The 12,746-nt window shown below is 39.1% G+C and carries 11 protein-coding genes; 3 read left to right on the plus strand and 8 right to left on the minus strand.

The window, feature by feature from the left end; translation table 11 throughout:
• Positions 1–68: 68 nt before the first annotated feature.
• The 3 genes from EYS08_RS07610 to EYS08_RS07620 form a co-directional block, all read right to left on the minus strand.
• Complete coding sequence (locus tag EYS08_RS07610; protein ID WP_131029456.1) at positions 69–2,000, minus strand: glycoside hydrolase family 88 protein; 1,932 nt, start codon at positions 1,998–2,000, stop codon at positions 69–71.
• A gap of 5 nt (positions 2,001–2,005) precedes the next feature.
• Positions 2,006–3,679 (minus strand): glycoside hydrolase family 28 protein, encoded by a 1,674-nt coding sequence (locus EYS08_RS07615; RefSeq protein ID WP_131029457.1) that lies wholly within the window; start codon positions 3,677–3,679, stop codon positions 2,006–2,008.
• A gap of 159 nt (positions 3,680–3,838) precedes the next feature.
• Complete coding sequence (locus tag EYS08_RS07620) at positions 3,839–4,795, minus strand: pectinesterase family protein (RefSeq protein WP_131029458.1); 957 nt, start codon at positions 4,793–4,795, stop codon at positions 3,839–3,841.
• 475 nt (positions 4,796–5,270) lie between these two features.
• Here EYS08_RS07620 and EYS08_RS07625 point away from each other — a divergent pair, with 475 nt between their 5' ends.
• Both EYS08_RS07625 and EYS08_RS07630 read left to right on the plus strand, forming a co-directional pair.
• The gene (locus tag EYS08_RS07625) at positions 5,271–6,911 is read left to right on the plus strand and encodes a glycoside hydrolase family 43 protein (protein WP_131029459.1); all 1,641 of its coding nucleotides are present in this window, start codon (positions 5,271–5,273) and stop codon (positions 6,909–6,911) included.
• A 6-nt stretch (positions 6,912–6,917) separates the two neighbouring features.
• A complete protein-coding gene (locus tag EYS08_RS07630) occupies positions 6,918–7,709 on the plus strand; it encodes a rhamnogalacturonan acetylesterase (RefSeq protein ID WP_131029460.1) in 792 nt (263 codons plus the stop codon).
• 30 nt (positions 7,710–7,739) lie between these two features.
• Here EYS08_RS07630 and EYS08_RS07635 read toward each other — a convergent pair whose 3' ends face one another.
• Both EYS08_RS07635 and EYS08_RS07640 read right to left on the minus strand, forming a co-directional pair.
• On the minus strand, positions 7,740–7,991 hold the full coding sequence (locus EYS08_RS07635; RefSeq protein ID WP_131029461.1) for a DUF6814 family protein: 252 nt from the start codon (positions 7,989–7,991) through the stop codon (positions 7,740–7,742).
• A gap of 11 nt (positions 7,992–8,002) precedes the next feature.
• Entirely contained in the window at positions 8,003–9,526 is a 1,524-nt protein-coding gene (locus tag EYS08_RS07640) for an MFS transporter (RefSeq protein ID WP_131029462.1), read from the minus strand.
• Between the two features lie 150 nt (positions 9,527–9,676).
• Here EYS08_RS07640 and EYS08_RS07645 point away from each other — a divergent pair, with 150 nt between their 5' ends.
• Complete coding sequence (locus tag EYS08_RS07645) at positions 9,677–10,567, plus strand: bestrophin family protein (RefSeq protein ID WP_131029463.1); 891 nt, start codon at positions 9,677–9,679, stop codon at positions 10,565–10,567.
• On the opposite strand, the gene EYS08_RS07650 is transcribed toward EYS08_RS07645, so the two are convergent.
• The 3 genes from EYS08_RS07650 to EYS08_RS07660 form a co-directional block, all read right to left on the minus strand.
• A complete protein-coding gene (locus EYS08_RS07650) occupies positions 10,545–11,192 on the minus strand; it encodes a Pr6Pr family membrane protein (RefSeq protein WP_131029464.1) in 648 nt (215 codons plus the stop codon). The genes EYS08_RS07645 and EYS08_RS07650 overlap by 23 nt on opposite strands.
• Positions 11,193–11,257: 65 nt before the next feature.
• The gene (locus EYS08_RS07655; protein WP_131029465.1) at positions 11,258–12,034 is read right to left on the minus strand and encodes a TerC family protein; all 777 of its coding nucleotides are present in this window, start codon (positions 12,032–12,034) and stop codon (positions 11,258–11,260) included.
• A gap of 157 nt (positions 12,035–12,191) precedes the next feature.
• Positions 12,192–12,737: a TlpA family protein disulfide reductase gene (locus EYS08_RS07660; RefSeq protein ID WP_131029466.1), complete on the minus strand. Its 546-nt coding sequence runs from the start codon at positions 12,735–12,737 to the stop codon at positions 12,192–12,194.
• Between the last annotated feature and the right edge of the window lie 9 nt (positions 12,738–12,746).

Below are 12,746 nucleotides of genomic sequence, written 5' to 3' on the forward strand. Positions count from 1 at the left end.
GTGCCTCCGGGTTTCCGTGACTAATATTTAATCTATCTGTGTTCATCCTTTTCATCTGTGGTTAACTCCTACTTTTTACCCGGAACTTGTTTAATCAACCAGTTTACCAGATCGTTCGTTGCCTTAAAGTTTTCAAAATCTGCGGGCAATTTTCTGCCATCGATATATTCGTTGTAAAACCACGGATCACCTACCGCGAAAACAGTTCCTTTACCATATTTTGCTGTTGCGATAAGCACATCACCATTATCTTTTAAGGCAGAAACGGCAGGGCTTTTTGCCACAATAGTGGAAATCTCTTTGATGTAAACCTTTTTAGCTGTTTTAAAAATTGAATTTCCGGCGGGGATTTTTACTGCGCCTTGTTCAAAGTTCGAACCTTGAACCTTGTTGCGGCTATCCTCGTTAAAATGAATGCCGAAGGTTTCTGGTAATACGTTAAATTTTGAAATTTCGCAATTGCCAACATCATTTAATAGCAATACCAATACGCCACCCGCTTTAACCCATTCGCTAACCTGTTTGGCGTGTGTTGCATTCATGAAATTTGGGTTTGCAGTTTCTTTTTCCGTATCAGGATCTACAATAATGTAAATGTTACTTCCTTTTAAGTTTGCAGTTGTTGGTGCAGTTTTAAGGGTAGCGGTTTTTACACCAGCATCGTTAAATACTTTACCAAATAACGAAAAGCCATTGTTATCATCTTCTTCCCATACGTAATGGAAAGGGATTTTATCTCCGGTTGGGCCGATCATATACTCGTTATTGAAAAAATTATCAACCGTAACAGTTAAACCTTTACCTGTTTTAGGGAACGCGGCAATTTCCATTTCTGAAGAGGCGCAGATAAACGCCCCTACACCTTTCGGATCGTTGGTGATTACTTTTTCGCTGATGTAATAGTCGAAGCTTCCATCGCGGTATTTAGGTTTTCCTCCCAATCCCGATACCGAAACGGTTTTGGTCAGATTAATTCTTTCCGCCCCTGCTTGTTCAACAAATTCTTTCTTTAAGCCTGCGTAACCTTTATTTGCAGCGGCCATAAATGATGGTGCCAACCAACCTTTACGTACACCTTTGGCTAATCCATATACAAACATGCTCGACGCAGAACTTTCGAGGTAATTTCCTTTTCTGGTTGGCATATCTAAAATATCGAACCAAACACCCGATTTTGGATCCTGGTATTTTATTGCAGCGGTTGCCGTACGGTTTAAAATGGCAATTAATTCTTTACTTTGTGGATGATTGGCCGGAAAATTATCCAGCACATCTACCAAAGCCATAATGTACCAGCCCATTGCCCTGCCCCAGAAATTTGCTGAGCGACCTGTTTTTTTATCAGCCCATTGCTCTGCTCTACTTTCATCGTATCCGTGATAAAGTAATCCTGTTTTAGCATCTCTGGCATTTTTCTCCATCAGGATAAACTGCTTGGCAATATCGTCGAAAGCTGCATCTTTTTTCATCAGCTTGGCGTATTCCGCATAAAACGGTTCGCCCATGTATAAGCCATCCAGCCACATTTGATTGGGATAAATTTTCTTGTGCCAAAAGCCACCTTCCTGGGTACGTGGCTGTTTTTGTAGCTGATCGTATAATTTAGTTGCCGCTAACAGGTATTTTTGCTGTCCGGTAACCTTATATAACAATAATAACGAACGGCCATTTTTAATGTTGTCGATATTAAAATCATCAGGCTTATACGTATTGATATTCCCTTCCTTATCCAGATAGGCATCCATTGAGCTTTGGATGTACTTGAAATATTTCCCATCGCCGGTATTCCGCCAAACTGCTGCAGCACCTTCCAGTACTACGCCCATGTCGTAGGTCCATTTAGGGCCTTTGGCACCTTTTAACAGTGTAGTATCCTGAAACAGTTTTTCCGTCGCTGTTAGGGTTAACTGTTCTGACAATTTCTTTTGGGCAAATCCACTTTGTGTTAAAATAGAAAAACCGATGAGCGCAGCTGCTTTATATAGAATTGATCTCTTCATGTTTGTTATTTTGAAATTTCCAGTGCTTTTTTATCTACCTCTATACCTAAAAGTGAAGCCATTTTTGCTTTAGAAACATCTGTTCCGCTAATTTTTACACCTTTTGTTTTTTCTCCCGATACATCAAATAAAACCTTGCTGTTATCAGGGTATTTTAAGTTACTGATATTGATGTTGGAACTGTTCTGGATCATTACAACCGGACTGGTATCTTCGGTAATTACGTTTATGTTTTTAAGGAAAATTCCAGCGGCTTCAATAATTTCAATGCCTTTCTTCGCTTTTATGGTTACGTTTTCCAGGTGGATATCTTTGATGTTCATCTCTGGCAATCCCCTGAAAAATATGGCTTTCTCAGCACCATTGGCTACCACATCTTTAATGTAAAAATTTCTGAACTGAGGGGTAGCTTCGGTTACCGGAACCGTTACCGTTTTAATGGCTTCGCGTTTTTCGCCTGCCAATGGAACCGGATCAACCGCAGCATAATACATATCAAACAGAATCGCTTCGCCCGGAATATCGATCATGTTGATATTGTTGATATAAATATTTTCTACCACACCACCACGGCCGCGGGTAGTTTTAAAACGAAGGCCAATGTCGGTACCGATAAAAGAACAGTCGTACACCCAGATATTTTTTGCACCACCACTCATCTCGCTTCCGATAACAAAACCGCCATGGGCATGGTAAACCACATTATTTCGAACAATTACATTTTCTGTAGGTACACCGCGTTTACGGCCAGCTTCATCTCTTCCTGATTTAATACAGATCCCATCATCACCCACATCGAAAGTGCTGCCTTCAATCAATACGTTTTTGCACGATTCTACATCAACTCCATCACCATTCTGCGCAAACCAGGGGTTTTTTACCTGTAGGTTTCTTAAAGTCAAATCTTCACAAAGTAAAGGGTGTAAATTCCATGCTGGTGAATTTTGAAAGGTAACACCCTCTAAAAGAATTTTTTTGCACCCTGTTAAAACCAACAGATTCGGACGAAGGAAATCTTTTATATCTTCATAATCGGCTGCCGTTTTGCCAGCTTCAATTACACCTGCATTTTTGGTATTGGAACCTTTAACGGTTTTTTCAGATGGGTACCACATTTTTCCGTCAGCCCTCACTACGCCGCCAGAAGCCACCAAGGTTTTCCACTGTGTTTCGGTCAATTTATCTTTTTTAACCATGCGCCAGGCTCCACCGTTCCCGTCGATAATCCCTGTACCGGTAATGGCTATGTTTTCGAGGTTAACACCCGAAATCGGACTCTGGTTTCTCCACGCGGGTTGGCCTTCCCAATTTCCCTGTACCAATTTGTATTGGTTAAAGTCGTCGGTAAACTGAAGGATTGCATCTCGTTTAAGGTGTAGGTTTACATTACTTTTTAACTCAATAGGGCCAGTTAACCACAAGCCTGATGGAATTAAAACCACACCGCCACCTTTTTGGCTTACGCTGGCTATGGTTTTATTAATGCTTTGAGTATTTAAGGTAATCCCATCTCCTTTTGCTCCAAAGCTGATAATGCTAGTGGTATCTTTTTTAAATTTAACCTGCTGGATAATGGGTAAGCTTTGCTTTTGTTGTGCGATGGCAGAACTTGCAGAAGATAAAATTAAGCATGCCAGCGCTACTTTAATACGGTATAAACTACCAGAAATATGTTTCATTATTTGTGCTGTTAAATTATACTTGGTTATTGTAATAACAAGTGTACGTTGTTTGCACCTAAAATAGAAGAGAAATCTATGCAATCGTTGCCGGAAAACGAAGCGAAAAAGCACATTGCTTAAGCCGATTAAGTGTTGTTTATCAGCTATTTGCATGACTTATTTCGCCTCCGGATTCCACCCACGGAAAACGTTTTCCAAAATGTAACTTTTATACGCTTCGTCTGTTAATTGATGCGACCAATTTGCCCTGCTTTGTGGATCGGCTCCTTTGCCAGTGCTCTTATATTCAGCGTAATAGGCCGTTTTCTCATTGCTCTCTTTTCCCCAGTTATTCCAGCCTTCAGGGCGGATAAAATCTGGTAATTCGCAGTTGAGATAAACAACTTTTGCGTAAGGCCTCCATGGTCTACCCAGGTAAAAACTATTGGCAGGTGCATCTCCTTTGATTTTGCATTTGTTTAATACATAACCAAATTTTGTAGTATCAGCAGTTGATGCCGCGGTGATATAACCCGCCTTTTTACAGAAAATGGTGCAACTTTCGAACCAGGCCGTCGAAGCTCCGAAAATAAAATCGACCGTTCCTTCGATGTAACAGTTTTTATAATATTGGCGGTTGTTGCCTCCGTAGGTATAAAGTGTATCCTGAAAACCTAAAAACCTGCAATTGGTAAAAATTAATTTATCACCACCTGCCCAAACCGCAACGGCTTGCCCCACCGGACCTGATGAATTTTCGAAGGTGATATTTTCTGCAGAAAAGCCTTCGCCATAAATATAAAAGCTGGAAGAACCCGATGTACCTTTTTCTTCACCAAAAATATTCTTCTTCTGGGCGTAGTCATCATATGTTAAAATGGTTTCGTTAAGACTTTCTCCAATAAATTTCACATTCTTTTTAGAGGCGGCCAGGATTAGCTTTTCTTTGTAAATGCCTTTTTTGATAAAAATTATGGTTGTTTTGTTTCTGAAATCGGGCACGGCGTGTATCGCTTCCTGTACCGTTTTAAAGTTTCCACTTCCATCGGCAGCTACCACAAAATCGGGCTTAACATCTAGGGCATAAACTACTGATGAAACGGTTATCAGTAAAAATAGGATGATTGCTTTCATATCAATTTGGTTAGGCTTAAATTAAAATCGGCCACGTAAAAGTATAAACTTTGTAACGCAGCCGTGTTTTTAAAATATATGATGAACAATTTTAAACATTAATATCCATCAGAAAGAAGTTTCTTTGAGATTAAACATTGCAAACGATGTCGGGAACGATTGCACAATAACAACTTGCCTAAAAATAAAAAAAGACTTAACCTTGTTGATAGGCTACTTTGATAAAATAGACGCGTCTGCATCATAAATATAGATTGTCATCCTGAGCTTGTCGAAGGACCTGCCTTAAATGTCTTACAAGGCGTTTCGACAGGCTCTCCGTAGTAGTCCTTTGGACAACGTGACAAATTCGAAATGAATTACAAATATGATATATACAGCCTCCAATTACAAGCCGCATTAAAATTCCCGCGCAGGCGGGAATGACGTAACGCCAGATAAATAACTGACCAAATATTAAAAACATCATTGCATAATGAAATATCAATTTAGTTTAATCCTCGTTTTAAGTTTTAGCATAAATACCTTTGCCCAACCTGCTCCAAAAAGTGGGTACATATCTAAAGTTTGGGTTTCTGACCAAGGTAACGGAACCTATAAAAATCCGGTTATCAACGCCGATTATTCTGATCCTGACGCTATCCGGGTGGGAGATGATTTTTATATGATCGCCTCCAGTTTTGATGCCGTCCCGGGGCTGCCGATCCTGCATTCTAGAGATTTGATCAATTGGAAAATAATCGGCCATGCCTTAAAACGCCAGCCTCCATTTGAGCATTTCGAAAAAACCCAGCATGGCAATGGTGTTTGGGCGCCTTCCATCCGTTACCGCAATGGCGAATTTTTTATCTATTATCCAGACCCTGACTTTGGGATTTATTTAACCAAGGCAAAAACCATAACAGGAGCCTGGTCTGCACCAAAATTGGTCGCCGCAGGTAAAGGATTGATTGATCCCTGTCCGTTCTGGGATGAAGATGGCAAGGCCTACCTTGCTTACGCCTACGCAGGAAGCCGTGCGGGCATAAAAAGTGTTTTGGCCATTATGCCATTAAGCAACGACGGATCTGCAGCTATAGAAACCGGCAGAATTGTATACGATGGCCACGAACTCGACCCAACCATTGAGGGTCCAAAAGTTTATAAACGCAATGGCTATTACTATTTGTTCGCACCAGCTGGTGGCGTTTCTACAGGCTGGCAATTGATTCTTAGAAGTAAAAATATCTACGGTCCATATGAGAGGAAAGTAGCCATGGATCAAGGGAAATCTTCGGTAAATGGTCCTCATCAGGGCGCCTGGGTAAATACCCAAACAGGCGAAGATTGGTTTCTTCATTTTCAGGATAAAGATGCTTATGGTCGCGTGGTTCACCTGCAGCCTATGAAATGGATCAATAATTGGCCTGTTATCGGGCTTGATGCAGATGGCGACGGTAAAGGCGAACCGGTTATCACCCTTAAAAAACCAAATGTGGGCAAGGTTTATCCGATTGAAACGCCGGTAGAGAGTGATGAGTTTGAAACTTCAAAGCTAGGTTTGCAATGGCAATGGCAGGCAAATCCGCAGCCAACCTGGTTATTTACCGATGCAGGTAAAGGTTTATTAAAGTTATATACTTCAAAAATTCCTGATGATGCCAAAAACCTTTGGGACGTTCCGAATCTGTTGATGCAGAAATTTCCTGCAGATGAATTTATGGCAACAACCAAGCTCTTGTTTAAACCTAATCTGAAATTGGAAAACGAAAAAACAGGCTTGGTGGTGATGGGAAGAAGTTATGCGCAGGTTAGTATTAAAAGCAAAAAAGACGGATTATACCTCATGTACAGTGTTTGTCAAAGTGCCGACAAGGGAAAAGTGGAAAATGAAAAGGAAATTACCAAACTAAAATCGGGCTCAGCATATTTCAGGGTTAAAGTTACTACTGGTGCAAAATGCCAGTTTAGTTACAGTGAAGATGGAACTCGTTTTACGGATGTAGGAGATGAGTTTCAGGCAACAGCAGGCCAATGGATCGGCGCAAAAGTGGGGATTTTTGCCCTTCGGGATACCCAAACCAATGATTCAGGAATTGCCGAATTTGATTGGTTCCGTGTACAAGCATTAAAATAAACTATAATGAAAAAATATAAACTTCTTATCGCAGCGTTTGGTGTTATCTTATTAATGTCTTTCATCATCAAACCTAAACCTGTTAAGCTTTATTTAATCGGCGATTCTACCGTGGCAGATTATACTTTAGATGAAGGTTATCTACAGAAAAAGTATCCCATTACAGGCTGGGGACAGGTTTTTCAACAATTCTTAAAAAAAGACAGCTTAAAAAAATTAAACAGGCTGATTAAAAGCGACAGCGCTTTGGTTATTGATAAAGCAAAAGGGGGAAGAAGTACCAGGACTTTTTTTGAAGAGGGAAGGTGGAAAGAAGTTTTATCAACCCTGGAAAAGAATGATCTTGTATTGATCCAGTTTGGGCACAACGATGCCGCGAAAGACAAACCTGAACGTTATGTTGATACCCCGGGCTATAAAGATTTTTTAAGGATGTACGTGAAAGAAACAAGGGCGAAAGGCGCTTTACCGATCCTGATCACCCCGGTTACCCGCAATTACCCCTGGAAAGATGGTAAATTGGGCAGTGCACATGGCGAATATCCACAAGCCGTGAAAGATGTGGCCAAAGAATTAAATACACCCGTTATAGATCTAACCTCACTTTCAGCGAGTTTTTTCACGACAAAGGGCAATGAATTTGTAAGCAAACATTACTTTATGAATTTAGACTCAGCAAAATATGAGGCTTATCCAAAAGGGCAAAAAGATAATACCCACTTCCAGCCAGAGGGTGCCAAAGCAATTGCGCAGTTGGTTTACAATGAATTAAAAAACATTAACCACAAGGCAAATTAAGGAAAAGAATATTGCCTACCACCATATAAATTACAATTCCTCCGAACTTTCCGGCAAGCGATCATACTCTCCTTTCCAGGCATAAAAGCCAAATATCATCAATCCCAGGCTGATCGGGAGGAAAATAAACAGGATAATTGCCCATTGCAGTATGGTATTGGTACGTTCGATATCCGTATGGGTCAAGCCCACTTTATCTATCGCCTGGATAAACAAAAAAGTCATTGTTAATGGTCCTAAAACCATCCAAACCAATCCTAAAAATTTCTTTAACGTATTCATCTTCTTCGTATCTAGTCGTTAATATTTTCGTCTCTTTTATTCGATAAATAAATTGTGCCAATAACCAGGCTCAGTGCTGCTATACCTATCGGATACCAAAGGCCAGATAGTGGCGTAGCGCCTGAAAAGCTTGCAATCAAGGTTGCAATAAATGGTACAAGTCCACCGAAAACACCGTTACCGATATGATAAGGCAGTGACATAGAGGTGTACCGGATTTTAGTTGGGAATAATTCAACCAGAAAAGCCGCAATTGGCCCATAAACCATGGTTACCAATAAAATCTGGAAGAAAATTAAGCCAACAAATTTCCAAAATATTGGCTTAGGCAAAACTTTATCTTTTACTACTTCTTTCCCCAGGAGAATCCCTTTTGTTACAGAAACCGTATCAATTTGCACCTTGTTAAAAGATGCACCATCTTTTAACATTACTTTAGTAGAAACGGTTCGTAAACTGTCGGTTAAGTTTGCAATCAAAACAGAAGTTACCGGAGCGGGTGTTGCAGATAAAATATCAGTCTGTTCAATTTTTGTATAATCGGTATCATCCAAAAACATTTGATAAATGGGGCGATAAAAAAGAATTCCCAAAAGCATACCGCTAAGCATAATCCATTTTCGGCCAACCTTATCACTCCAGGCACCGAACACCACAAAAAATGGCGTGGCAAAAGCAATTCCCCAAAGCAAAATGTATCTCGAATCGTTAAAATCTAATTTACAGGTATTCTCTAAAAACGATTGTGCATAAAATTGACCTGTATACCAGATTACCCCTTGCCCCATGGTAGCACCAAATAAAGCCAGAAGTACCATTTTAAAATTTGCTTTGTTATTAAAACTTTCTTTTAAAGGGTTTTTTGAAATATTTCCTTCAGCTTTCAGCTTAGAAAACATTGGCGATTCGTGCATTTTCATGCGGATGTAAATCGACACCACAACGAGTACAATTGACAGTAGGAAAGGGATTCTCCAACCCCAATCGCCAAAAGTTTCAGCACCTAAAATATTCTTTGTAATTACGATAATCCCCAATGAAAGGAACAGTCCTAAGGTTGCCGTAGTTTGAATCCAGCTGGTAAAAAAGCCACGTTTATTTTTAGGTGCGTGCTCTGCCACATAGGTTGCAGCACCACCATATTCGCCACCCAAAGCCAGCCCCTGGATTAACCTTAGTATTAAAACCAAAATTGGTGCGGCGTAACCAATGCTTTTGTAGGATGGGATCAAGCCGATAAAAAATGTCGATCCACCCATCAGCACCAATGTGAGCAAAAAAGTATATTTTCTGCCGATTAAATCGCCAAGCCTGCCAAAAACCAATGCACCAAATGGACGAACAATAAAACCTGCTGCAAAAATAGCCAAGGTGTTAATTAAGGCAGACGCACCTGCGTCTTCTGGAAACAGCTGATGACCAATGATAACCGCAAGGCTACCAAAAATGTAAAAATCGTACCATTCAATCAGTGTGCCTAAAGATGATGCACCGATTACTTTAAAGATATTGTTCTTGGGTAAATTGTCGCTCATAAGTAATAAGAATATTTGGTTTCCCAAGATAAACATTTGAATGACAATCGGCAACCTGCACTGTCTGTCATTTAATTTGTTACATTACCAAACATTTCGGCTTTAGTTTTGTATTTTCATCCGTAACGAATTTATTTTCCATTCAGATTTATGCTTTTAATACAAAACATTAGGTTAAGTAGAATTTTAAGAAATACATGGCACGTTGATCTGATCATGATTGCCTCCTGCACCGCAGCTTATTTTGTACGCGAATATTTAATTGCGCATCATTTCTCCATTCCATCCATTATTCCAACGGTTTTAGGCACAGCTATCGCCTTTTTTATCGGTTTTAACAATAACCAGGCTTACGATAGGTGGTGGGAAGCCCGAAAAATATGGGGTGCTTTGGTAAACGATTCCCGCTCTTTTGCAAGGGCATTGATCAATTATGTTGACGAGGATGAGGAAAGCGTAAAGCGTATGATTTGCAGGCATATCGCGTTTTTATATGCTTTAAAGGCAAATTTGAGGGGAACGGTAGACGAAATTTACACTAAATATTTATCTGAAGCAGATTTAAATGAAATAAAAAAACATAACAATGCGCATAATGCGATTTTAAATATACAATCGAGAGATTTACAGAAATTATCAAAAGCTAACGTCATTGATGGTTTTCGCTTTATCGAAATTAACGAGATGTTAACACGGTTCTCTGATTCAATGGGCATGAGCGAGCGCATTAAAAATACCATATTCCCTACTACCTATTCCTACCTCACTAAAGTGTTTATCTGGTTATTTGTGGTAACATTTACCCTGGTAATCAGTCAGGACGCAGGGATAGCGGCAATATTTTTGGGTTGGTTAATTGGTTTCGTATTTGTATCTACACAGATTAATGGAATGAGCCTTGTTAATCCTTTCGAGAACAATTCAGCAGGTGTTCCGCTTAATCAGATTACAAGAACGATAGAGATCAATCTTTTACAGATGCTCGAAGAAGACGAGATTCCAGAGCCTGTTAAACCGATTAATGACGAATATGTACTTTAAGCTTAACTGTTTTATTCCCTATAAATATGAATAAAAGAGATAAAAGCCAGAAGATAAACAGGATTACAATCGCATTCAGAATAGCTTTAGGATAACCCAGCTGTACTACATCAATAAATGGATATGGGTATTTATTAATTACATAACCCCTAACCACAATAAATACGACATAAAGCAATGGATAAGCTAGCCATGTGGTGGTCTGCCTGTATTGTAATGTTGATTTTTTAACGAAGAAAATCCAGAAAAATAAAAAGATCAAAGGGCTTACCACATGCAAAAGCTCATCGGCCAACCTGGCCCAACCTACTGGCGATGCCAAACCACGCAGGGTGATATTGTAAATTAGACCTACCACTACAATGTAGATCGTTATGGCAGTTAAAGTAGATGCTTGAGTAAATAAACTCCCTGATTCAGCTCGTTTAACAAAAGATAAGCGGGTAAAGCAAATGGCTACGATAATATTGGTTATTACCGTAAAATATGAAAAAAATGCCTTAAGCGTTGCAGGATAATCATTATTCAAAAGCTGTAAACTTACATGGAATTGAAGTGCCAGGGAAAACCATACAACAATAGCGGCACAGACAACAAAAGACCTGAAATTTTCTTTTAAATCCATAAGCTAACACTAAATTGTGATAGAAAAATATGGAATTAATGTGGATGAATAAAATTTAATGGTCTTTAACTCTTAGGTGTGTTTTTAAGCTTGACAGGCTTTTTGTTACTATTTTTCATCTTAAGGTTTAACATTTCTACCAATACCGAAAATGCCATGGCAAAATAAATATAACCTTTAGGGATATGTTGATCTAAGCCTTCGGCTAAAAGTGAAACTCCAATCAGCAATAGAAACGATAAAGCCAACATTTTTACAGTTGGGTGCTTATTTACAAAACTGCTAATAGAACTGGCAGAAATCATCATAATAATAACGGCAATTACCACAGCTGCAATCATAATCTCAATATGATCTGCCATGCCTACAGCTGTAATTACCGAATCTAATGAAAATACAATATCCAAAATCAATATCTGCACAATGATAGCCCAAAACGAATGGACTTTAATTTTCCCCTCTTCATCTTCCTCTCCCTCCAGTTTGTTGTGGATTTCGTGGGTACTTTTATAAATAAGGAACAAGCCCCCAATAATCAAAATCAAATCGCGTCCAGAAATAGCCAGTTTTTCAAGCCAACCTCCATCAACTATTCCAACCCAATTACCTATATTAAATAGAGGGGCAGTTAATGTCATAATCCAACTTAAAGAGAGCAGTAACAATACTCTGGTTATTAAGGCTAAAGCCAAACCCAATTGCCGGGCTTTTTTCTGTTTATTTTCAGGCAGCTTACCCGAAAGAATGGAAATAAAAACAATATTATCGATGCCTAGTACAATCTCGAGCACGGTAAGCGTTAAAAGAGAGATCCAAGCTTCCGGAGTACTTAAGAAATCCATATTTTAAATTTATCTGAAATGGTTAAGAGATGAAAGCGCATTTTGATTTATAAAACAGCTATTCAGGGATTTAGTTTGCCGCAGATGAAAAATTTTATGTTTTACCCATTACCTGTTCAACCCGAAGTAATAATCACTGAATTTCGGTGTTAGATAATTAATTTCTTGTTAATGTTCCATTTAACTTTTCCTCAAAAAGTACCGATTTAGCTTTAAACTGTGGATCAGAAAAAGAAATATTAGCAGTAGCGTAAATAATTTTTCCATCTTTTCCTACCAGAACATTTGACGGAAAGCCGTGATTAATATTCAGTTTTCGGATCTCGTCTTTGCTCAATGATACAATTTCGTATTTGTAACCGTTCCGTTTCTGAAATCGCCTGGCATTGGCGGCGCTATCATGGGTAATCCCGATAAACCTTACAGCTTTTTTGTCATATTTAGCCACAAGATTATTTAATTCGGGGATTTCAGCTATACAGGGCGGGCATTTTTCGAACCAAAAATTAATCACCACTACCTGATTTTTTAAATCGGCATTGGAGAGTTGTTTTTTATTGATGGTTAAACCGTTAAATGGAGGTAAATCTTTACCTATTAAGTCTTCAAAGAAAGTTTCCTGCGTAGCCCATTTAACAGGAGCCTCTTGAGCCAATGCTATGAAGGAAAAAACAGAGAACAGTAGAATAAGGTAAATTTTCATCAGCGTCAA

The organism is Pedobacter kyonggii (assembly GCF_004310665.1).
GTDB lineage: Bacteria > Bacteroidota > Bacteroidia > Sphingobacteriales > Sphingobacteriaceae > Pedobacter > Pedobacter kyonggii.

Coding starts and splice junctions, on each gene's coding strand:
- EYS08_RS07610 (WP_131029456.1), bottom strand. CDS start 2,000: ATGAAGAGATCAATTCTATATAAAGCAGCTGCGCTCATCGGTTTTTCT.
- EYS08_RS07615 (WP_131029457.1), bottom strand. CDS start 3,679: ATGAAACATATTTCTGGTAGTTTATACCGTATTAAAGTAGCGCTGGCA.
- EYS08_RS07620 (WP_131029458.1), bottom strand. CDS start 4,795: ATGAAAGCAATCATCCTATTTTTACTGATAACCGTTTCATCAGTAGTT.
- EYS08_RS07625 (WP_131029459.1), top strand. CDS start 5,271: ATGAAATATCAATTTAGTTTAATCCTCGTTTTAAGTTTTAGCATAAAT.
- EYS08_RS07630 (WP_131029460.1), top strand. CDS start 6,918: ATGAAAAAATATAAACTTCTTATCGCAGCGTTTGGTGTTATCTTATTA.
- EYS08_RS07635 (WP_131029461.1), bottom strand. CDS start 7,991: ATGAATACGTTAAAGAAATTTTTAGGATTGGTTTGGATGGTTTTAGGA.
- EYS08_RS07640 (WP_131029462.1), bottom strand. CDS start 9,526: ATGAGCGACAATTTACCCAAGAACAATATCTTTAAAGTAATCGGTGCA.
- EYS08_RS07645 (WP_131029463.1), top strand. CDS start 9,677: ATGCTTTTAATACAAAACATTAGGTTAAGTAGAATTTTAAGAAATACA.
- EYS08_RS07650 (WP_131029464.1), bottom strand. CDS start 11,192: ATGGATTTAAAAGAAAATTTCAGGTCTTTTGTTGTCTGTGCCGCTATT.
- EYS08_RS07655 (WP_131029465.1), bottom strand. CDS start 12,034: ATGGATTTCTTAAGTACTCCGGAAGCTTGGATCTCTCTTTTAACGCTT.
- EYS08_RS07660 (WP_131029466.1), bottom strand. CDS start 12,737: ATGAAAATTTACCTTATTCTACTGTTCTCTGTTTTTTCCTTCATAGCA.